Genomic DNA, 20,225 nt, shown 5'->3' on the forward strand with positions numbered 1-20,225 from the left:
GTCCATTGCCCGCAGCGGCCATCGTGCTCTGTGTAAACACGACGGCGGGCCCGCACCCGAGGTGCACGGCCCAGGCAGCGCTGGGGCGCTCAGTATAGGAAGACTGGAATAGACGATTTCACTAATTAGAAGTATTCGCCCGGTGGATTTGAGCGATTGATGCGATTAAAACGCGACTTAGTTAATGAAATCCACCGAATTGACTGTTGTTTACCCGGTCAGAAATCGCGCCGGTAGAACAAATCCAGAGAGCTGGCCAGGCCGCTGGCCGCTTCCAAAAACAGCTTGCGGGTCAGCTCGTAGCGCAAGGCGATGGTGTTGGCGGGCTCAAACACACCCACGCCGTAGCGCAAGCTCAAGCGCTCCGAGAGTTGCCCGCTGGCCACCACGCTGGTGGTCGCCCCCGAGCCTTGGGTATCCAGGCTGAAATCACTGATGCCCAAGTCTTGGGCGACGTTATTAATCAGTGGCGCACCCCCTGCCATGCCCAGAGCCAGGGCGGCCTGGGCGAGCATATTGTTGTCACCACTGCTTTGGTTCAGTGGCCGGCCCAGCACCAGATAGGACAGCGCTTGTTCCTGACTCATGGCCGGCTCGGAGAACACTTCCGAGCTGGGCGCCGTGGCGCTGCCGGTCAAACGCAAACCAGCGGTCACGTCATCGACCTTGCGCACTGCCTCCACATCAATAAAGGGCTCATCAATCGGCCCGGTGAAGAGAATCCGCGCCCGGCGGATATTCAAGCGCTGCCCGTAAGCGCGAAAGCGCCCCTTGTTCAGCGCCAGTTCACCGCGGGCGTCCAGGTCATTGCCGATATGCAGGCGTCCGGCCACCTCAGCGGTTAAGCCAAAGCCTTTAAAGCTCAGGCGCTCCTGACCGACCTGCACGTCAATGTCCATGGCGATAGCCGGGCCTGCGCTGCTGGCTGTGCTCTGCCCGACCACCTTGGCATCCTTAGACAGTTGCACGGTGGACGGCGGCAACTCCCGCACTTCAATGGCACCTTTGGGGATCAGCACGCTACCGCTGACCGCCAATTGCTGCTGGGCCAAGGTCAGGCGCAAATCTGGGCTCACTTCCAGGTTGGCGTAAGGTTCAACACTGACCGGTAGCTGACTGCCCTTGAGGCTAAGCTCGGCGTTTAAGCCTGCGGCCCAGCTCATCTGCCCTTGCAGCTTGGCCTGGCCGACTGCGCCGCTGCGCCATCCGCCATCCAGTTGTAATTGCTGCCCCTGGATCTGCGCCAACAGCTGCACATCCTGCAGATTCATGGGTAATTCACCACCGGCCACGGTGCCGTCAACCAAGCGCAACGAGCCGTTGATTTGTGGCGCAAGCAACGAGCCGCTGATCTCACCATTGCCGCGCAACTGCCCGCTGAGTTGTTCAACCATGGGCACAAAGGGCCGGGCAATGGCCAGATCCAAGCCGCTCAAGTTAAAGCTGCCGCGAATCGGTTTGCTCGCCGGGCGCGGATCAATCTGGCTAGTCACCTGCAACTGGCCGATTCTCGGGCCGCGCAGTTCTAGATTGGCATCGATCCGCTGGGGCTTCAGTTGCACCTTGAGGTTGAGCGCCTCATAGGCGAAGTCCAGCCAGTTCTGCTGCTCTTTGACCCGCCACAGACCGCTGCCGGCATCCACGTTGATGGTGCCGCTCGGCCCAGCCTGAGTGACTTGCAACTGCAGCGTGCCGTTTAGCTCTCCTTGCCAGGCGAAATCAGGCGGCAACCAAGGCTGCAAGCTGGCCATGGAGAGGTTGCGCAGCTGCATATCCAGCTTGGGTTGCGGCAGGATTTGCTGACGTTGACCACAGAGGCTAGCCGCGCCGGAGCGCCAACAGTGGGCACCCACACTCAGGCTGCCGTCGGCTAGGCGCTCGATACTGGCGGGCTGCTGCAAGCGCCAGTCCTGCGGCCCGCTGCGCAGTTGGGCGCGCGCCAAATTACCGCGCCAGTTGCCTTGGCTTAGGCCGCCACTGAGCGCCGCCTCGGCCTGTAGCAGCGGGCCTGTTAAATCTAGTTGCAGCTCCTGGCGAGCCAGATCACCACTGCCTTTAACGTGCAGCTGGCCGATTTGCTGGTCAGCACTGACAATGCCCGCTGCGAGTAAATCCACCTGCGCTTGCTGCTGGCTATTTAAACGCCCGGCGAGGGTCAAGGTGCTGATGCGCTGCTGCTCAAAACCGAGGTTGGCACCTTTTAGATCCAGGCTGCCCTGTGGCGCGTTAAGGCTGCCAGCCAGTGCCAGTTGGCCATTTAACGTCCCTTGCAGGCCCGGCCACAGTTGGCCCAGACGCGGCATGGCGATCTCCAGCTGGCCCTCAAGCTGCTTGGCCCATTGGCCTTGGCCACTGATGCGGTTATCACCCAAGCGCAGCTCTAGCTGGCGTAAAGCACCCGCCGCCAGGCTGCCGCTGTACTGGCCCTGCAACAGGGTCGGCTGGTTACGCAAGCGACCTTGAATCGCCAGCGCCGCGTCGAACTGCTGCAAATCCCCCTTACTGTTGATCGAACCAGCAAGGTTACCGGGCAGCTCCGCCAGCCAATAAGACGGATCAAACTGGCTCAGTTGCAACTGCACCTGCCACTTCAGCGCATCGGCAAAACCTAAGCTCACCTGCCCCTCAGCCTTGCCTTGGCCGGCTTGCAACTGCACTTCGGGCAGATGGACATTGCTTAAGTCGCCACTGACCGGACTTTGCAGGCTAAAGGCGCCGGCGGGGCCATCGAGGTCCGCGCTAAAGTTGCCGAGGTAATTGCCATTGGCATAGGACAACTCGGCGTTTAGCTGTTTGAGTGCGACCTGCGGCGGCTGCTCCAGCGGATAGAGGCGCTGCCAAGGGAAGTCGGTCCAGTGCAGCTTGGCTTCAGCGCTCAGCCCTTCAGCCCAGTTCAACTGGCCAGTAAGCGCCAGTTGTTGCTGCTCATTGGCGCTGAGGTCGAGCGCTTGTAAGTCCAGACCATCGGCCTTGAGCAGGCCTTTTAGGGTTAACGGGATTGGCCCCTGCTCGGCCGCGACCAAGGCACTGCCATTGAGCGCGTAGCCTTTGCGCAAATCACCGATGGCTTCAAGCTTGGTGTGCTCAAGCGTCAGCGAATCCGGCAGCTGTGGGCTGGCTTTAAACTGTGCGACGGCGATCTGTACCTGCGCGGGCAAGTGCTGCAACAGCGGCTCGACCCAACCGCTGACGCTCCCTTGCAGATAACCGCTGCTGCGCGCCGCAACCTGCAAGCGCTGCTGCAAGTCGCCGGCCACTTCGATGGCCAGCTGCCAGGGTTGTTGTTGCACCTCGGGCAAGCTGAGCTGGCCACTGACCTTAAGCGGCCAGTTACCACTGGGGTCTAACTGCCCAGTGGCGTCGAGCTTAAGCCCTGCCGCGCTGAGCTTAAGGCTGTCGATTTGCATGCCTTGGCTATTCCAGTGCGCCACCAACTGCGCGCTTTGCAATTGCTCGCTGGCGTTGTAGCTGAGACTGGCCAGTTGCACGTCACCCAGTTGTATCGCCAAGGGCAAACGCAGCGCCGGCAAACTGATGGGCGCGTCATCCGGGCTGGACTCACTAGGCGCGAAATTCAGGCTGATCGGCCCACTGTGCAGGCGCTCAACACATAGGGTCAGGTGTAACAGGCAAGCCGGTGACCAGCTCATCTGTGGCCCTTGCAGCTCAACGCTGTCGTCACCTTGCTGCCAGCGCACGCGCTCAGCCTGCCAAGTGCCGCCTAACTGACCGCTAAAGCCGTGCACGCTGAGCCCTGGGATTTGCCCTAGCAGCCAGCGGCTCCCCGCCTCACTCGCCAGGGCTAGGTAAACACTGATCACCAGCAACAGCACCAGGCTCAGCAGTAACAGCCCGGCGCGTTTTAACCAGCGCGTCATAGCTCAGGCCCCATGGAGAAGTGCAGACGGATGCCGCCGTCAGCATCCAGCGCGTGGGCTAGGTCCAGGCGCAGCGGGCCTAATGGCGAGACCCAGCGCACGCCAACGCCTACCGCGCTTTTTAGCGAGGGCAAATCGAGGGAGTCGAAGCTGTTACCCGTGTCGTAAAAGCTCGCCAGACGCCATTTTTCGGTGAGGCTGTATTGATACTCGGCACTGGCGGCGAGCATATAGCGTCCGCCGACCTTGTCGCCGTCGCGGTTTTCCGGAGACAGGCTTTGGTAGTCATAACCGCGCACACTTTGGTCGCCGCCGGCAAAGAAGCGCAGCGACGGCGGCACCTTGCTAAAGCCGCCGGACTCAGTGCCGCCCACGGCGACCCGGGCGAGGAAACGATGGTTATCAAATACGGTGGTAAGGCCCTTAAGCTGCACATTGGCGTGCAACACATTGGCATCCGACAGCAGCCCTTGGGCCGCAGCGGCCATTTCAAACTGCACGCGATAGCCGTTGTGCGGGTCGATATTGTTGTCGCTGCGCAGCAATGAGTAGCTTAAGCCCGGCATCAACAGCGTGCTTAAGCCGGAGTCGCCGCCTAAGTTGTATTCCTCACGCTGCCACTTGAGCGAGATCACCCGCTGCCAGCCGTTGGCCTGCTGGCTGTGCCACTCGGGGCCGACCTTTAACAAACGGCTGCGGCTGTCGGTGTTGGCGATTTCCTCTGCTTGGTAGCCACCGGCGATGCGCAACTTATCGGTGAGCGGCGCCTGCAGCGGGATGTCGTACCACAGGCCGACGTTTTGCCGGGGGGCCGACAGCTCCAGCTCGGCGCCGTAGCTGTGGCCTTGCGGGTTGGCCCAGTGCCGCGTCCAATCCGCCCTGCCCCGTGGCCCGACGTCGGTCGAAAAGCCCAGGCCCAAGCCCATGCTGCGTGGTTTGCGGGCCTGTAGCTGGACTTCAACAGGGATGACTTCAGCGGCGGCCTGAGTAGGATTGGCATCCACCTGCACGCTGTCGAAATAGCCGCTGGAACGCAGGGCCTGATACAGCTCGGCGATTAGCGCGGAGTCGTACTCGGTGGGCGTCTTAAACGGCAACATGCGCCGCAGCAGGTCTTCATCGAACGGCGCATCGCCACTAAAGCTCACGGCGCCGAGCTGATAGCGCGGGCCGCTGACGTACACCAGCTCAATATCGGCAAAGCCACCTTCAGGGTCGATCAAGAAATTTTGCTGGGCAAAATGTCCGGCAAAAAAACCGTAACGGGAGGCTTGGTTCTGGATCAGGCGCTTGGCGTCTTCGTAATGGCCGTGGTTGAGCACCGCGCCAGGGCGTAGCTGCTCGCTGTCTGGCAGTTGGAAAGCCTTCAGGCTGCTGGCCGGGCCTTCGACACGCAGGGTCACGTTACGCAGACGCAAGGGCTCGCCGGGCTCAACACGCAGGGTCAGACGTTTGGTTTTGTTGCCGTCCACTTCACTGCTGATTTGCGCATGGTAGTAACCCAGCGCCTGCGCGGCTTTGTTGGCCTGAACTTCGGCGACCCGGCGATAACGCTGCAAGTCTTCCTCATTGCGCTCACCGAGATTGCCGATATGGCCCTCGATATTCTTCTTCAGTGCGCTGTTGCTGGGCTTAACCTCCACGCGCAGCTGAGCCTCGGCCCACGCCGCATCGCATAACAGAATGGCCACCAACCCTAGCGTAAAACGCCAAACACTAATAAAAACAAGCATTAAACGATGCTAGCACAGCTCATGAGTGGCAGGTTTGAGCGACCGATTAACAGATAGTTGCGGGACAGCAGGACAAATAGCCCGCTGCCCTGAACTTTAAGCGGTGGCCGCCTGCAAGTGCGTATCGATCGGATGATAAAACACATGCTCGATGATGGGGCCAATCGCCACTTCGCCCAGCAACTGGTAACCCTGGCGCCGGTAGAAATCCAGGTAATGCGGGTTGCCGGTATCGACCACCACCCCGGACGAGCTGGCATCCTCGGCGCACCAGCCGTACAGCGCCTCTAGCAGTTGCTCACCGTAGCCCTGGCCCTGAAATTCCGGGTGTACACACAGCAGTGGCAGCATGTGATAGCTGCCAACCGGCAGGCAGTTGCGCACGGCCGCTTGATAATCCAAGTAGCGCTTGGTGCAACGAAAGCCGATGGTCAGCAGCATGCGCATCCGCCAAGCCCAGCTTTCATACAAAGCAAAGCGTTGCTGCGGCGGCTGGATCATGGCCATGCCGATCAGGCGGTCGTCGTGGAGCAAACCAATGGCCGGCAAATCCTCGCCAAAGTGCTGTTGCACCAGCTCACGCACCACCGCGCGCACGCGTTGGTCATAGCCGCCGCGCTCGCTCTCAAACAGGTAAGCAAAGGTGGGATCGTGACGATAGGCGTGATACAGCAACGAACGGGCTTCACGACTGAAGGTGCCATCTAACAGACGGACTTCGGCTAGGCAGGTGGGCATCGGGTTGACCTCTGTTCTTGTAGAATTTTGTGGGCCTTGGGCCAACTTAGCACCGACACCGCCCGGCTGCCACAGACTGGCAGGCCCAAGTGCATATGGGCTAGGATCGACGGTTTCCCCACGCAAGCTGCAGGACTGCCGCCCATGAAGATCGTTTCCTTCAATATCAATGGCCTACGTGCACGGCCAGAGCAATTGGCAGCACTGATCGAAAAACATCAGCCGGATGTCATTGGCCTACAAGAAACCAAAGTGGCCGACGAACAGTTTCCCGAGGAATCGATCCGCGCCCTCGGTTATCACGTGCACTACCACGGACAAAAAGGCCACTACGGCGTGGCCCTGCTCTCGCGCCAAGAACCCATCAGCGTGCATAAAGGCTTCCCCGGCGATGAAGAAGACGCCCAGCGACGTTTTATCTACGCCACTTTCAAAGACGCACAAGGTCAGCCGATCACCATCATGAACGGCTACTTCCCCCAGGGCGAAAGCCGCGATCATGCGACCAAGTTCCCGGCTAAGCGGCGTTTCTACGCCGATCTGCAAAGTTTGCTGGAGAGTCAGTTCGATCCGCAGCAAGCGCTGGTAGTCATGGGCGACATTAATATCTCCCCCGAAGACTGCGATATCGGCATTGGTGAGCCGAATCGCCTGCGCTGGCTGAAAACCGGCAAATGCAGCTTCCTCCCGGAAGAGCGCGAATGGCTGGCGACCTTGAAAAACTGGGGGCTGGTCGACAGCTTCCGCACCCTGCATCCGCAAGTTAATGACCGCTTTAGTTGGTTCGACTACCGCAGCCGCGGCTTTGAGGACGAGCCTAAGCGCGGCCTGCGCATTGACGTCATCCTTGCCTCGCAGGCCTTACAAAATCGTCTGCAAGACGCCGGGGTCGACTACGAGCTGCGCGGTATGGAGAAGCCCTCGGATCACGCGCCGATCTGGCTGACGCTGAGCTAAGCCACTGATTACTTTCGCTTAAAAGCCTATAGCGGACAAATGGCTGTCATCTGACAGTCATTTGTCTGTCTTATCTTCCCGGCTGCCCTTTCCTCTAGGTAGCCCGTCAATGCTGCACTTCGCCTCTGCTTGTGAGCGCAATCCCTGGCCACGTTTGATTAGCTGGCTGCTGCTAGCCAGTTGTTGTTATGCCCTGCCCTTGGCGGCCAGGGCTGCAAGCCAAGACACCGATTCAGCGCGCAGCGATCTGCGCATTGAAGGTTCTAACACCTTAGGCGCCGAGCTGATTCCGGCGTTGCTCAAAGGCATGTTGCAACAGCAAGGCATCCGCCAAATCCAGCTTGAGCCGGGGGCTCAGGCCAACGAACAAATCCTGCTGGCCTTAGGCCGCGACGGTCGCCATTTGCGTTTTGATATCGCCGCCCACGGCTCCAGTACGGGATTTACCGCTCTTGCCCAAGGCCGAGCGGATCTCGCCGCCTCCTCACGGCTGATTAAAGCCGCAGAAAGCCAAGCTCTCGCCCACCTCGGCGATATGCGCAGCGCCGCTTCGGAACACATCATCGGCCTCGATGGCTTGGCCATTATTGTGCATCCCGACAACCCGCTTAAGGCCCTCAGCAGCACGCAACTGGCCCAAGTGTTTGCCGGTCAGGTGCGTGATTGGTCCGAGCTGGGCGGGCCCCAGGGCAGCATCGTGCTGTATGCCCGCGATGAGCAATCCGGCACCTTCGACAGCTTTAATGAGCTGCTGCTCAAACCCAATGCCGTGCAGCTCAGCGCAACCGCTAAACGCTTTGAAGACAGCAGCACCCTAAGCGCTGGGGTCAGTCAGGATCGTCAAGCCATCGGCTTTATCGGTCTGCCCTATGTGCGCCACAGCAAACCCCTGGCCGTCAGCGCGCCAGATGCGCAGGCCATGCTGCCCAGTCCTTCGTTGATCGCCACTGAGGACTACCCCCTCGCCCGCCGCTTGTATCTCTACAGCCCGGCACCCTCGAACAATCCGTGGTTGCAGCAGCTAGTGGCATTTGCCCACAGCGATGCAGGCCAGGCCATCGTCAAACAAGCAGGCTTTGTTGGGCAAAATATCCAGGCGATGACGGTCGAAGTCCAGGCCGACATGCCTTCGGCTTACCAACAACTAGCCGCCACGGCGCTGCGCTTATCGGTGAACTTTCGTTTCGCAGAAGGCAGTGCCAGTCTCGACAACAAAGCGCAACAGGACCTCAAGCGCTTACTGAGCTACTTACAGGCCGAACACAAGCTCAGCGGCAAAGTAGTGCTGGTGGGTTTTGCCGATAGCAAATCTGCTGCGCAACGGGCTGAGTTGCTCTCACGCCTGCGTGCCATGGCCGTGCGCCGTGAATTGCAGCGCGCCGGTGCGCAAGTGCAGAACATGCTGGGCATGGGCGCCGCAATGCCGGTAGCGAGTAATACAGGCGATGAAGGCCGGGTGAAAAATCGCCGAGTAGAGGTATGGGTTTACCCCTGACGAAAAGCCCTGCAAATTCTGGCAAAAGGCCATTCTAGAGGCATAAATACAAAGAAAATCAACCTAAAAGCTTGCCAATCCGCACCTGAACTACAAAAATTACCACTGCGTGACGCCGGGCCCCTCTGGCGGTGATTTATCACCGTGATGTCGGAGTCACTGAGTTGCCTCCCAACTTAGTCCGACTTTCAAGGTGGTACTATGGACAGCCTATTAGGCGTGCTCAACACATCCCTTTGGGGAACCCCCAGCTGGCTTTGGCTCAGCTTCCTCCTGGTCGTCGTTGTGCTGATGGTGCTGGACCTCGGCGTCCTGCACCGCGACCAACACGTCATTGAAATGCGCGAAAGCTTGCTGCTGTATGCCGGCTACTTCTCTGTCGGTGTGGCCTTTGGCGGCTGGATCTGGTTTGAGCTGGGCGCCACCAAAGCCATGGAGTTCTACACCGGCTTTTTGGTCGAGCAATCGCTCTCCATGGATAACGTGTTCGTCATGGCGTTGATCCTGGGCTTCTTCGCCATACCCCGGCAATTCCAGCACCGCGTGTTGTTCTGGGGCATTCTTGGGGTGATCGTGCTGCGCGCGATCATGATCGGCGTGGGCACGGCACTGGTGCAAAACGTCGAGTGGGTACTGTACATCTTCGGTGCCTTTCTCCTGTTCAGTGGCATCAAGATGCTGTTTAGCGATGAGCAAGAGAACCCCGACTTTGACCAAAGCCGCTTGCTGCGCTTTCTCCGCCGCCATGTGCGCATGACCAATGACATGCACAACGGCCAGTTTCTGGTACGTCTGCCGTCAGGCAAAAACGGCAAAATGCTCTTGCACGCCACCCCACTGCTGATGGCGCTGATGCTGATCGAACTGGCGGACATCGTCTTTGCCGTAGATAGCGTGCCGGCGGTGCTGGCCATCTCCCAAGACCCCTTCATCGTCTACAGCTCGAACATCTTCGCTATCTTGGGCTTACGCTCGCTGTACTTCGCCCTGGCTGCGTTGATGAGCCGCTTTATTTACCTGAAGTACGCGCTGGCCGTGGTGCTGATGTTTATCGGTGGCAAAATCTTCCTGCACAGCTACATCCACATACCGGCCATACTCTCACTGGGCGTAACCCTCGGAGTGCTGGCCAGTGGCGTGTTACTGTCGCTGCTGAAAACTCGCCCTCACCAAGACCCATAAGCCCATGCAAGCGCCCATCGTCACCATTGAACCTGTGATTAAACAAGGCCAGCCCTTTTGGCAGGTAAGCATGGGCAAGCGGCGCTTGACCTTTAACAACGAACTGGCCGCACGCACCTTTGCGGCCCAGTTGCATTTACGTGTGAAGAGCTTAGCGGCGCCTGCGCACTGATCACTTGCGCGGCTGTACCGCGCTACACGGCACCTTGCCGTACAAACCAATCCAGCCCAGCGCGCGCCTGCACTCAGCTGCTGACTTTGTGCATTTTCTCGAGAATCTGCTTACGCCGGCTTTCAATCTCCGCTGAATAATCCAAGGCTAATGCCTGATCAAAAGACTCAAGGGCAGACGGCAAATCGCCAAGTTCCTCGTAAGCAAAGCCTTTGAGTTTTAGACATTTGGACTTCCACAGGTCGATGCCATCGCTGCCGGTCGCAAATAAACGGTCAATGGCGCTCAGCGTGCTTTGAGCCATGGCGGGGTTTAAATCTGGCGACAGGAGGATTTTTTCCGCGGCAGGCACGCAAATCTCATATTTATTCGATGCCAGCTTGGCGCGAGCTAAAGCGCCCGCGTCGAGGAAATGCCCCGAGGGGCCATAGCGAAACGAGCCCAAGCCTTTAAATTGCGCGACGACCTCGCCGGAGGTTTCGTCAATATCATAGCGATCAGCCCAGCCAGCATCTGGTGCTACGGCGTAAACCAGTTTTTTGCGCACGAGGTCGATTAAAAACAACTTGTTGCCGTCTTCAGTAAAACCATTAAGGGTTTGGAAGACGGCGAACATGCCATTGCGAGATATGGCGCTCTTGGTCAGGGTTGAGCGAACTTTATTTTCGATAATCTGTACACCGCTGGAATCAAACACACGAAAAGTGTCGATCTGATCATTGCCATCGTGCCAGTCTTCGAAACAGAAGTAGCCATTATTAGCGACCTGTCCTGCATTGGGTCGATCTAACTCACCTTTAGCCACAACACTTTGAGTGCGACTATCGACTAGCTGATAGTGACTTTTGCTAGGCGCCTGAGCATTGCTATTGGCAGTTGTAGACTCTAACCATTTCCAAGAAAGCACCCATCTTCCATCCGGTGATTGCGCGCGCGAACCGAAACTATCGTTGTCAGTAGAAAGTGGGTCAATTTGATAGGCGGCATGCGCCACAGGAGAAACAGCAACAGGTGACTTAATCGCCTGCGCCTGAATATCTTCAGGTGGGCTAAGAACTGCCGGCGGTTGTAACGCTGTCGCTATGTGCTTACTTGGCTGCGCAATAGCCAGTAAGTTTTTTATTTTAGCAATCCACTGCATAAACTTATCCTTCATCCTGAAGAACGAAACCACAGTTCTGCACAAGAAACTGTGGTTTTAACTAATTTAGTTGGCTGCAAAGTTGGTACTCAGCAGAATTGTCGGACATTCTAGAGATGACTAAGGCTAAGTGCTAGTACCCCACACTTTTGTGGACCGTTAGCTCTCTTGACTCGTCTCCTCGGATCGATGGTCAACGCCTAGCCCACCTAAAGACCAGTGAAGCCCCGGGAAATCCTCAGAGAAATAGATATTTTTATCTTTAATAACAATTGCTTATGAAAAAATTATAGGCCGTGACTAGGGTCTTAACGAGGCCGCCCATGCTGGAAAATAAGCGCAAAATCTGGCCATAATAACAAGACTAAAGTGCCAAATTTCTGTTAGCACCTTAGTATCTAAATCGCCCCAGCAGCACGCGCCAGCCAAGCTATGGCTCGCCTCTTTTTTGACGTCAAAATAGCCTCGAAACCCTGATCGCAGACGGCTATGCGCCTGAAGACCCCGTAATTACTGAGGTTTACCGCCTGTCGGACAAGTTATATTGTTAGACAAATTATGTTGATCCATGTCGCAAAGTGCTTAATCTGGTATGCATAAAGCCATCACCTTCTACCTTGATCGATCAAGCACGCAGTGATGAGCTTTAAGTTGGCATGGACTAGATCTACCCCCCGAAGGAGTGGGGCTGCCAATCTCCCCTATTAATGACTTTCTACGTTTGATAACGGATGTTGATCATGAAAGCCAAGCCTACTGGGCAACCTGTTTGCGGCCTGAAGCTTTGTTCAGATGAAATGAACGCCTTCTTAGGAGTCACTGCATACACATTAGATGTTATGGGTGTTATTTCTCAGCCTGAAATCTAACCTGCCCTACTCATCTGCAGACTTATATTCGAGTCCGAACTCTGCGCTTTATAAGCTGGCAGAAACTTACTCTGGAAAATTCCGGCATGCCGCCGCAGCTCATCACTGCCGATGCGACTAGCTGTCTATAAGTTCATCTCTAAAATGGATTTTACGATGCACAACCTATTCAAAGCATTCTGTGCGGGTTCGCTAATGACAGCCACTGGCGCTGTATTGGCCGCCAGTACTGCTGATCTAAAAGTAGCCGGTACTATTATTCCCGCCGCCTGCACGCCAGTTTTCTCGGGCGGCGGGACAGTTGATTTTGGGAAAATTTCCGCGAAAGATCTGAGCCCAACTAAGCTTACCGCGCTGCCTAGAAAATTTTTTACCTGGACGATTAGCTGTAGTGCTCCAACACGAATCGCATTGAGCTTCAAGGATAATCGACCGCTATTGATATCCTCATTTGATTTCAACCCAACCAACAAGCCATTAGGTCAGAATATAGGGATTTATTACTTGTACCAAGAACGTCAAGAAACGCTAGCCGACGGCGTCGCTGTCGATACTATTGCGAGTAGTGACTCGGGTGCAGTATGGAACAAACCAACTTCGGCCCTCATACATCGAGACGCCAACTGGCTTTTTTCTTTTGCCAACAAGGACACTCTTACACCTACAGCCTTTAAAAATTTATCGGGTAAAATTAGACTAGACATGGAAGTTCGCAAAACTAACGACCTCGATATAACTAAAGAAATCCCCATTGATGGTTTAGCGACAATGACCGTAACTTATCTTTGATAGTTAACTTGTAGGCTCGCCAGCTTAAGCTTTCACCCTGCATGCCAGACGCCCCTAATCAATGACTGCCAACGCACCATTGATTTTAGATAGCAAGACAGGCAGCCGGCTCGTCAACCCTGTTGAAGTTAAATTTAGCTCCAAAACTCTACCTATCAGTAGATGTGACTGCACCACCACTAAAATGGAATTTAGACATGCAAACTTTATTTAAAACCCTTATCGCCTGCTCTTTGATCAGCGCTACCGGTCTCGCACTGGCCGCCAGTACTGCTGAGTTAAAAGTAATCGGCACTATTATTCCCGGATCTTGCACGCCTACTTTTGCCGGTGGCGGCACGGTAGATTACGGCAAGATTTCGGTTGGCGACTTAAGCCCAACGACCCCGACCACCTTGGCGAAGAAAACGATTGGTTACACCATCGCTTGCGATGCGGCTATTAAAATTGGCACCGTCTGGGTCGATGGTCGTAATACTTCAGCCTTTGACATTCCCAGCATTGCCGCCGTGCAGGAGTTCGGCTTAGGTCTGCAAGGGGCCAATAAGATCGGCGCTTATCAATTAAGCCAAGCACCTGGCTCGGCGACAGCCGATGGCGCAGCAGTTGCACTTATTTCGTCGACGGACAAAGGTGTAACGTGGAAAGCGGCGACTGGCGAGATTGAACATTCCGATGCACTGCAATCCTATGCGGCAACCGGCACCACTGTACCTAAGGCTTACCAAAACTATACCGGCAGCATTAGCGTACAAGCCACTATTGCGCCCACCAGTTCGTTTACCACCAGTGCCGATGTCAAATTAGATGGTTTAGCCACTTTAGAAGTGCGCTACCTCTAGTCCAGATAGGCCCCAAAAAACCTATTAAATCTTCCATTAAATGGCAGCTGTCACCGCAGCTGCCAAGTTTTGGCAGTACCCCAGTGATTTATAGTTGATAAAAAGTGTTCAGTACGAAGGATCGTACGATGAAAATATAAAGCCATTGCTACTTGCTTTGCTGGACCTCGGCAACTGCTTTTTTGCCACCGCTAACGCTGATTTAAAGTGGTAGGGGAAATTATATCTGTTGCTTGCACAGCGAGTTTCGGCGACGGTGGTTTTTTTGATTATGGCAAGACCACAGCTAAAGATCTAAGTGCTGGGTAAAATACTCTGCTGGTAATAAATTGTTGAATGATGGTATCGCGCCCATGCCTGCCAGGCAGCGCTGAAATCTATCAGTATTTTAGGCAGCTTGTACCAGCTCCCTCATGCCTGTACATGCATTTATACAAACTCTGATTTAAAGGATTAAACAGTGAAACGCTTCATGCCAGTGGTTAGTTTTTCAGTAGCGGTAAGTCTGCCAATTTTAGGCTTATCACAAAGCTTCGCTACCGGTATGGTTCCGGAAACCTCTGTAGTAATGGTCAATGTCGAAGATGGCGAGGGCACCATCGATGTGACTAACACCGATAGCCAAGCCGCTCTTTTATACTCTTCGCTGGAGAACCTCCCCGAAGACACCGAAACATTGCTGATTATTACCCCACCGGTGACTCGGCTTGAGGCTGGGGAAAAACAACAAGTGCGTTTTATTGTCCAGTCATCCCAACCTATTACCACTCAGCGACTAAAACGTGTGTCGTTTGAGGGAATTCCGCAAAAAAACCTCAATGCCGGCGCTACAGTGGGAGTGACAGTGCGGCAAAACTTGCCAGTCATTATTAACCCTGCGCGATTAGCCAAAAACAGCGAGCCTTGGAAATTACTCAAGTGGCACTTAAACAGCGACGGGTTAACGGTTAAGAATGACTCGCCTTATGTTATTCGCTTGAGTCAGCAAGTGAGTCTGTTGCCGGGCGATGCCGTGGTCAGTCTGCCTAGGACCTATATCTTGGCAGGCGAATCACTGTCTATTGCCCTGCCCCGATCAAATCAGCCGGTTAAATCGCTGCGTATTTACCCCGCCAGTGCCTACGGCTTTCAAGTTGAATCTTACGAAACGCCATTAGCTAACTAATTGCATATTCAATCATCAAGACGAGCTTCTCAATAAGCTCGTCTTGGCTTTCATTTGCCTGTTTTAATTAGCGCGCTTATTTATGTCGCGATACCCACATTTAATTTTAGCTTGCCTCGGGCTACATACGGGCTTTGTCGGCCAATGCCTGGCGGCTAATAAAAGTCCTGAATTAAGTAGTCCAGGCCAAGATGCGTTGTTTGATCGCGAGGTCATGAAACAACGTGGTCTGGACCCAAGCATCGCTGAGTATTTTCGTAAGTCCGCACGCTTTACGGCGGGTGTTCGGCGGGTGGATCTTGTAGTCAATGGCGCAGCCAGCGGCAAAGTCGATGCGACTTTCAATCACGAAGGGCAACTGTGTTTCGATCGCAAGCTGTTAGATCAGGCCAATTTGAAAATTCCCGCTGAGCATTTCCTCCTTAAGAAACCTAGCGCTGTTGAAAACACTGCGCACTCAGCCAGTTGTTATGACTATCAACAGGCCTTTCCCCAGACTGAAGTAACCCTCAATCCGGCGCGCGAACAAGTTGCTTTGGTCGTTTCTGCGGATACTCTTCGGCCGCCAAACCATGACTACAGCCACTATGCCCGTGGCGGCGTGGCTGGGCTGATTAACTACGATCTGACTGGGCTGCAAAACGACTATGCCAGCGGGAGCAGTTATTACTACGCCAGCAACACTGAAGTCGGTTTTAACGCGGATAACTGGCTGGTGCGCAGCCGTCAGGTGTTTACTGCGCAAAACCAAGCCAACAAATTTCAGTCGCTGTACACCTATGCTCAGACCTCCTTTGAGTCATCGCAGTCGACCCTGCAAATCGGCGAGATCAACCTAAGCAGCGTGGTATTTCCCGGTGCAGCCATCACCGGGTTGCAGCTGGCACCCGAGCAAAGCCTGCGTAAGAACAGTGCCAGCGGCGCCACCGTAACCGGGATTGCACAAAGCCAAGCGCGGGTCGAGGTGCGCCAATTGGGCGCCTTGGTACACACCACGCTGGTGCCGGCCGGGCCGTTTCGCTTAAGCAATATTCAACTGTTAAACGGTAATGCTGATCTAGATGTGCGGGTCATCGAAGCCAATGGCGAGCAGCGCAGTTTCGTGGTTCCGGCCGCCTCCCTGGGCTTGGTTACGCTGTCGGCGCCGGGGTTTTCCTGGGGCGTGGGTAAGGTCCGCACGTTTGAGGCGGATGACATGCAAGCGCCTCTGGTGGCCACCGGCAGCGGTGGTTGGCTGCTGAGCCCAACGACGCTGATGTCTGCCGGACTCATGACCAGCGATAACGACTATTACGCAGGCGGCGTCATGCTCGACGCCGTCCTCGGTAGCGCCACGATGTTCCGGCTGCGGCACAACCTTTCGAGCGACCAGGAGGAAGGTGTCAGCGGCATGCAGGTCGCGGCGAGCCTGAGCACTAAGCTGTCGCAGAATTTGACGCTCAGCACTAACCTGACCCGGCAAACCGCCGGCCATCGCGACCTGTTGGATACCACCCGTACGCAGGCTGCTGACTTTGAAGACAGCCTTAATAAAAGTCAGTACGGCTTTGCCGTGAACTGGACCCATGAGGTATTGGGCGGCTTTAGCAGCAGCTATACCTCATCGGGCAATTTTTCCGGGCGCACCGTGAAAACCTGGACGGCAGCGTGGAGCCGCTCTTTTCGCTACGCCATCATCAGCGCCACCATCGAGCGCAGCCAAGGCAGCTCATACAGCTCGGACGAAAACGCTATGGGCAGCACTTACGACGGCAATGCCTCGTACGTCACCATCAGTATTCCTTTGGGCAGTAACCGTAGTCTCAGAGCCTATTCAAACAAGCGCGACGGCACCACGCGCTTAGGCACCACCTACAACGAAACGCTGAGCGATGTGCTGAATTATCGGCTGTCCGCCGAGAACAACAGCCAAACCCGCGAACGGGATTACTCCGGCAATGTTGATCTGATCTCAAGCGTTGCCCAAATCAACTTGGGTTACGCCAAAAATGGCGAGGACAGCACTAGCTACAACGGCCAAGTCCGAGGTGGCATTGCCCTGCATGGCGAAGGCCTGACCCTCTCGCCCTATCAAATCGCCGATACCTTTGCCATCGCTAAGCTGGCGGACGTCTCCGGGGTGCAGATCGCCACCGGGGCGGGACCGGTGTGGACGGACCATTGGGGGCGTGCCGTGATCCCGCAATTGAGCCCGTATCAAACCACGCGCATTGATGTGGCCGGCAAGAGCCTGCCGCGCAATATCGATATCCAGAACGGCCATAAAACCTTGACCGTCAGTCGCGGCTCAGTCTCAGCCATCGAGTTTCCCGTGGTGGTTACCCGCCGAGTGCTGCTGCACGTGACTGATGGCCAAGGCCAGGCCCTGCAGCGTGGCGCATCGGTAGTCGATAAAGAAGGTGGATTCGTCACCATGGTGGTGGAAGACGGCCAGGTATTCCTCAACAACGCCCAGCCTGAGCAGGGCTTGAGGGTGCAACTGAACGAGCAGCACAGCTGCAACCTGACATACCACTTGCCTGAAGAAGCTAATCTTGAGGCGCACTTTGAAACGACTGAGGCGGTATGCCACTAACGCCTTACCCTTATCTCAGACACGGAGTGTCGCAGAACATGAAGCTATCCCTCGTTTCCAGGTGCATTTTAGGCCTCATTGGCTTGCTGGCCCTGATGCACCCCGCGCGTGCCGAAGAATGCACGGTGCGCCTGAGCAATGCCTTGGTGGAGATCGGCCGCATCATGCCCGACGCAGCCGGGGCCACCCGCCTGCCACCGCGTACCGTCACGTTAACCGCCCACTGTGCGCAGGCTTCGCGATTGCTGCTGATGGTGCAAGGGGCCAACTTAGGCGAGCAGTTTAAGTTTGCGCAAAACGCCCAGTTAAGCTTACGCCTCAGCAACGCCGTGCTCGATGGCCAAGCGGTTGAGCTGGCGCTAGCGTCCCCCTCCGGTGAGCTGAGCCAGGCGGTTCACTCAGTACAGACGGTCAAACCCGGCGATAGCCTCAGTCCAACGCGCAATGGCCAAGCGGTGCAAGGCAGTAATCTCGCCGTACAAATTGAAATCAGCGGGACGGTGCCTGCTGACGAATTTAATGCCCGTGACAGCAAAACCCTTGAGGGGCTGATCAGCTTTTTGCTGCGCGCCTATTAACCGGCGTAGGTGCTGGCAGGCTAGTCAGCGGAATTTCTTCTACGCCAGCCGATAACAACGGAACTTGCCTAAGCCGCCCAGCTCATAGCTAGCGCACCGCTCTCTGCTTATGTCTAGCAATCGATGCGCAGACAACTTGTTTATTAAACAATCCTCTGCTGCTCAAGGATGTTTAGCTGATGAGCCACCCCGATTCCCTCAAGCAATTCACCTCAAGCCAGGCCCGGCAAAGTTTTCGCAGCGGCTGTATCGACTCGCTTCCCATTTGCTTCACTTTTGTCTTCTTGTTTTTCTCGATTGGCGCTGCCAGTCAGAGCGCCGGCTTTACAGCCGTGCAAAGCGTTCTGATGACCCTCGCCGTGCATGCATCGCCGCTGCAGGTGTTGATCACGCAAAACGCGGAAAGCCTGAGCTTTCTCAGCTTGCTGTTCGCCACGCTGGTGATCAATTTTCGCTTTTTGATTATGTCGTCATTGCTGACTAAGGAATTTGGCAACACCGCGCTAAGCAAACAGTTGCTATCGGTGCAGCTGCTGTCCATCTCGACCTTCACCTTGGCCAACAGCCAGAAAGAGCATATCGCCGATCTGTATCACTACTATTTAGGCTGCGGCATCATCACCCTAGTCGCTGCTACTTTGGCGACCCTGGCTGGTTTTTGGGTGGGTGCCGAGCAACATTTCGCCGATGAGCAACTGATCAATATGATTTTGCCCATTCACTTCACCGCGCTCGCCGCCTTGGCCTGGCCAAAACTGCGGCCCCTGTTGGTCACGGGCATGGGCTTTGTGGTCACGCCCTTTGCCGAGCGCTGGCTGGGCGAATACCAGATCCTCATCACCCCGCTGTTATTAGCGGGACTTTGGCTGCTATGGGAAGTTATCAGACAGGGAAAAGCACATGACTAACTGGCAAATTATTGTGGTGGCAGGCGCGACGTCTTATCTCATCCGCAGCCTGCCAATTGTGCTTTTTAACAAGCTGCCCATGGCCCCTGATGGGCTGGTTTATCGCTACCTGAACTACGCCGCGCTAAGCGTGATGGGCGGGATTATCTATACCGCCCTCTATGGCCAAGCGCTTAACGAGCTAACGCTGTTTAGCCCCCATAACTTGCTGAGACTGGCCACGGTGATCCTAGCCGTCGTGCTCACGGCCTGGAAACGTAAGGTGTTTTTGACCTTAGTGTGCTGTCTGGCTTTTTATTATTTTTCGCGCCTGCTCATCGAACGCTAGCGCCCACCGGACACCGGCACAATGGCCCCGGTGATATAAGCCGCCGCAGGCGAAGCTAGCCAACACACGCATTGAGCGACTTCCTCAGGCAAACCTGCGCGGCCCAAGGGGATATGCGGCGCCATGTGCTGCACGCGCTCGGGTAAACCTGCCAGGGCATGCAGAGGCGTATCGATCAAACCGGGAGCTACGCCATTGACGCGAATGCCTTCGCGCGCCACTTCGTTGGCCAGGCCAGTGGTCATCGTATCGATGGCGCCTTTAGTGGCCGCGTAGTGAATCCATTCACCGCCACTGCCCAGTTGCGCGGCGCGGGAAGAGATATTGATGATGCTGCCGCCCTGCCCGCCATGGCGCGTGGACATGCGCCGCACGGCCTGCGCCGCGCAGTAAAAACTGCCCAGCACATTGACGGCAAAGACCTGCTGTAAGCGCTCGCTGCTGAGTTGATCAAGCCGCGCGGTGCCGCCGGTGATGCCGGCGTTATTGACTAGCAGGCTAAGCGGGCCATAGCGCCGGTCAGTGAAGCTAAATAACTCGGCCACCTCCGCCTCTTGGGCGACATCGAGCGCAAAAGCCGCGGCCTGCCCACCGCTTTTGCGGATATCGCTCAGGACTTGCTGCGCGCCTTGCTGATCGCGCTGATACGTGACAACCACGGCATAACCTGCGGCGGCTAAGGCCTTAGCGGTGGCGGCGCCAATTCCGCTGCTGGCTCCGGTGACGATGGCGATTGGCTGCATAAGGTTAGGTTCCGGCTTATTCGGTAACGACCTTTAGTAGGTCAATCAGCCTTAGGCAGAGTTCAGCGGCCAATCCACTTTAGGTATAAGCCGCCAGTTTTTTCGCCGTGGCTAACATAGGCTGCAGAGCCC

18 protein-coding genes are annotated in these 20,225 nt (G+C 56.0%); 13 read left to right on the forward strand and 5 right to left on the reverse strand.

What is annotated here, in order from left to right; translation table 11 throughout:
• Positions 1 to 218: 218 nt before the first annotated feature.
• From NTD81_RS08335 to NTD81_RS08345, 3 genes are all read right to left on the reverse strand, one after another.
• Positions 219 to 3,878, reverse strand: a complete 3,660-nt coding sequence (locus NTD81_RS08335) for a translocation/assembly module TamB domain-containing protein (RefSeq protein ID WP_262181503.1) — start codon at positions 3,876 to 3,878, stop codon at positions 219 to 221.
• Positions 3,875 to 5,611, reverse strand: coding sequence for an autotransporter assembly complex protein TamA (locus NTD81_RS08340; protein ID WP_262181506.1), 1,737 nt, complete (start codon positions 5,609 to 5,611; stop codon positions 3,875 to 3,877). Before NTD81_RS08340 ends, NTD81_RS08335 begins: the two co-directional genes overlap by 4 nt.
• A 96-nt stretch (positions 5,612 to 5,707) precedes the next feature.
• Positions 5,708 to 6,349 (reverse strand): GNAT family N-acetyltransferase, encoded by a 642-nt coding sequence (locus tag NTD81_RS08345; protein ID WP_262181508.1) that lies wholly within the window; start codon positions 6,347 to 6,349, stop codon positions 5,708 to 5,710.
• A 144-nt stretch (positions 6,350 to 6,493) separates the two neighbouring features.
• On the opposite strand from NTD81_RS08345, the gene xthA reads away from it, so the two are divergent.
• The 4 genes from xthA (at position 6,494) to NTD81_RS08365 (ending at position 10,155) form a co-directional block, all read left to right on the forward strand.
• Entirely contained in the window at positions 6,494 to 7,306 is an 813-nt protein-coding gene (gene xthA / locus NTD81_RS08350; RefSeq protein ID WP_262181512.1) for an exodeoxyribonuclease III, read from the forward strand.
• A 109-nt stretch (positions 7,307 to 7,415) separates the two neighbouring features.
• Entirely contained in the window at positions 7,416 to 8,801 is a 1,386-nt protein-coding gene (locus NTD81_RS08355; protein ID WP_262181516.1) for a phosphate ABC transporter substrate-binding/OmpA family protein, read from the forward strand.
• Between the two features lie 201 nt (positions 8,802 to 9,002).
• Complete coding sequence (locus NTD81_RS08360; RefSeq protein WP_262181521.1) at positions 9,003 to 9,983, forward strand: TerC family protein; 981 nt, start codon at positions 9,003 to 9,005, stop codon at positions 9,981 to 9,983.
• A gap of 4 nt (positions 9,984 to 9,987) precedes the next feature.
• Positions 9,988 to 10,155 carry a hypothetical protein gene (locus NTD81_RS08365; RefSeq protein WP_262181525.1) on the forward strand — a complete coding sequence of 56 codons (168 nt, stop codon included), beginning with the start codon at positions 9,988 to 9,990 and terminating at the stop codon, positions 10,153 to 10,155.
• Between the two features lie 73 nt (positions 10,156 to 10,228).
• Here NTD81_RS08365 and NTD81_RS08370 read toward each other — a convergent pair whose 3' ends face one another.
• On the reverse strand, positions 10,229 to 11,296 hold the full coding sequence (locus NTD81_RS08370; protein WP_262181527.1) for a tetratricopeptide repeat protein: 1,068 nt from the start codon (positions 11,294 to 11,296) through the stop codon (positions 10,229 to 10,231).
• Between the two features lie 740 nt (positions 11,297 to 12,036).
• Here NTD81_RS08370 and NTD81_RS08375 point away from each other — a divergent pair.
• The 9 genes from NTD81_RS08375 to NTD81_RS08410 all read left to right on the forward strand — a co-directional run bounded on the left by NTD81_RS08375 (position 12,037) and on the right by NTD81_RS08410 (position 19,350).
• A complete protein-coding gene (locus NTD81_RS08375; RefSeq protein ID WP_262181529.1) occupies positions 12,037 to 12,165 on the forward strand; it encodes a hypothetical protein in 129 nt (42 codons plus the stop codon).
• A gap of 156 nt (positions 12,166 to 12,321) precedes the next feature.
• A complete protein-coding gene (locus NTD81_RS08380) occupies positions 12,322 to 12,954 on the forward strand; it encodes a DUF1120 domain-containing protein (protein ID WP_262181533.1) in 633 nt (210 codons plus the stop codon).
• 197 nt (positions 12,955 to 13,151) lie between these two features.
• Complete coding sequence (locus NTD81_RS08385; RefSeq protein WP_262181535.1) at positions 13,152 to 13,796, forward strand: DUF1120 domain-containing protein; 645 nt, start codon at positions 13,152 to 13,154, stop codon at positions 13,794 to 13,796.
• Between the two features lie 207 nt (positions 13,797 to 14,003).
• Entirely contained in the window at positions 14,004 to 14,105 is a 102-nt protein-coding gene (locus NTD81_RS21425) for a hypothetical protein (RefSeq protein ID WP_410017124.1), read from the forward strand.
• A gap of 151 nt (positions 14,106 to 14,256) precedes the next feature.
• Positions 14,257 to 14,961, forward strand: coding sequence for a fimbria/pilus chaperone family protein (locus NTD81_RS08390; RefSeq protein ID WP_262181539.1), 705 nt, complete (start codon positions 14,257 to 14,259; stop codon positions 14,959 to 14,961).
• Positions 14,962 to 15,043: 82 nt separating this feature from the next.
• Positions 15,044 to 17,536 (forward strand): fimbria/pilus outer membrane usher protein, encoded by a 2,493-nt coding sequence (locus NTD81_RS08395; protein ID WP_262181541.1) that lies wholly within the window; start codon positions 15,044 to 15,046, stop codon positions 17,534 to 17,536.
• 95 nt (positions 17,537 to 17,631) lie between these two features.
• Complete coding sequence (locus NTD81_RS08400; protein WP_262181544.1) at positions 17,632 to 18,114, forward strand: hypothetical protein; 483 nt, start codon at positions 17,632 to 17,634, stop codon at positions 18,112 to 18,114.
• A gap of 179 nt (positions 18,115 to 18,293) precedes the next feature.
• On the forward strand, positions 18,294 to 19,022 hold the full coding sequence (locus tag NTD81_RS08405; protein ID WP_262181547.1) for an AzlC family ABC transporter permease: 729 nt from the start codon (positions 18,294 to 18,296) through the stop codon (positions 19,020 to 19,022).
• Complete coding sequence (locus tag NTD81_RS08410) at positions 19,015 to 19,350, forward strand: AzlD domain-containing protein (RefSeq protein WP_262181549.1); 336 nt, start codon at positions 19,015 to 19,017, stop codon at positions 19,348 to 19,350. Before NTD81_RS08405 ends, NTD81_RS08410 begins: the two co-directional genes overlap by 8 nt.
• On the opposite strand, the gene NTD81_RS08415 is transcribed toward NTD81_RS08410, so the two are convergent.
• Positions 19,347 to 20,093 carry an SDR family oxidoreductase gene (locus NTD81_RS08415; RefSeq protein ID WP_262181553.1) on the reverse strand — a complete coding sequence of 249 codons (747 nt, stop codon included), beginning with the start codon at positions 20,091 to 20,093 and terminating at the stop codon, positions 19,347 to 19,349. The two genes, NTD81_RS08410 and NTD81_RS08415, sit on opposite strands and share 4 nt — an antisense overlap.
• Between the last annotated feature and the right edge of the window lie 132 nt (positions 20,094 to 20,225).

Origin of the sequence: Pseudomonas sp. 5P_3.1_Bac2 (assembly GCF_025465995.1) — a bacterium.
In the GTDB taxonomy this organism is placed as follows: domain Bacteria; phylum Pseudomonadota; class Gammaproteobacteria; order Pseudomonadales; family Pseudomonadaceae; genus Aquipseudomonas.

What these genes read in the sequence shown, in the direction of transcription:
- xthA (WP_262181512.1), top strand. Translation starts at nt 6,494, where the DNA reads ATGAAGATCGTTTCCTTCAATATCAATGGCCTACGTGCACGGCCAGAG.
- NTD81_RS08335 (WP_262181503.1), bottom strand. Translation starts at nt 3,878, where the DNA reads ATGACGCGCTGGTTAAAACGCGCCGGGCTGTTACTGCTGAGCCTGGTG.
- NTD81_RS08345 (WP_262181508.1), bottom strand. Translation starts at nt 6,349, where the DNA reads ATGCCCACCTGCCTAGCCGAAGTCCGTCTGTTAGATGGCACCTTCAGT.
- NTD81_RS08405 (WP_262181547.1), top strand. Translation starts at nt 18,294, where the DNA reads ATGAGCCACCCCGATTCCCTCAAGCAATTCACCTCAAGCCAGGCCCGG.
- NTD81_RS08355 (WP_262181516.1), top strand. Translation starts at nt 7,416, where the DNA reads ATGCTGCACTTCGCCTCTGCTTGTGAGCGCAATCCCTGGCCACGTTTG.
- NTD81_RS08400 (WP_262181544.1), top strand. Translation starts at nt 17,632, where the DNA reads ATGCACCCCGCGCGTGCCGAAGAATGCACGGTGCGCCTGAGCAATGCC.
- NTD81_RS08375 (WP_262181529.1), top strand. Translation starts at nt 12,037, where the DNA reads ATGAAAGCCAAGCCTACTGGGCAACCTGTTTGCGGCCTGAAGCTTTGT.
- NTD81_RS08385 (WP_262181535.1), top strand. Translation starts at nt 13,152, where the DNA reads ATGCAAACTTTATTTAAAACCCTTATCGCCTGCTCTTTGATCAGCGCT.
- NTD81_RS08410 (WP_262181549.1), top strand. Translation starts at nt 19,015, where the DNA reads ATGACTAACTGGCAAATTATTGTGGTGGCAGGCGCGACGTCTTATCTC.
- NTD81_RS08380 (WP_262181533.1), top strand. Translation starts at nt 12,322, where the DNA reads ATGCACAACCTATTCAAAGCATTCTGTGCGGGTTCGCTAATGACAGCC.
- NTD81_RS08415 (WP_262181553.1), bottom strand. Translation starts at nt 20,093, where the DNA reads ATGCAGCCAATCGCCATCGTCACCGGAGCCAGCAGCGGAATTGGCGCC.
- NTD81_RS08340 (WP_262181506.1), bottom strand. Translation starts at nt 5,611, where the DNA reads ATGCTTGTTTTTATTAGTGTTTGGCGTTTTACGCTAGGGTTGGTGGCC.
- NTD81_RS08395 (WP_262181541.1), top strand. Translation starts at nt 15,044, where the DNA reads ATGTCGCGATACCCACATTTAATTTTAGCTTGCCTCGGGCTACATACG.
- NTD81_RS08360 (WP_262181521.1), top strand. Translation starts at nt 9,003, where the DNA reads ATGGACAGCCTATTAGGCGTGCTCAACACATCCCTTTGGGGAACCCCC.
- NTD81_RS08370 (WP_262181527.1), bottom strand. Translation starts at nt 11,296, where the DNA reads ATGCAGTGGATTGCTAAAATAAAAAACTTACTGGCTATTGCGCAGCCA.
- NTD81_RS08365 (WP_262181525.1), top strand. Translation starts at nt 9,988, where the DNA reads ATGCAAGCGCCCATCGTCACCATTGAACCTGTGATTAAACAAGGCCAG.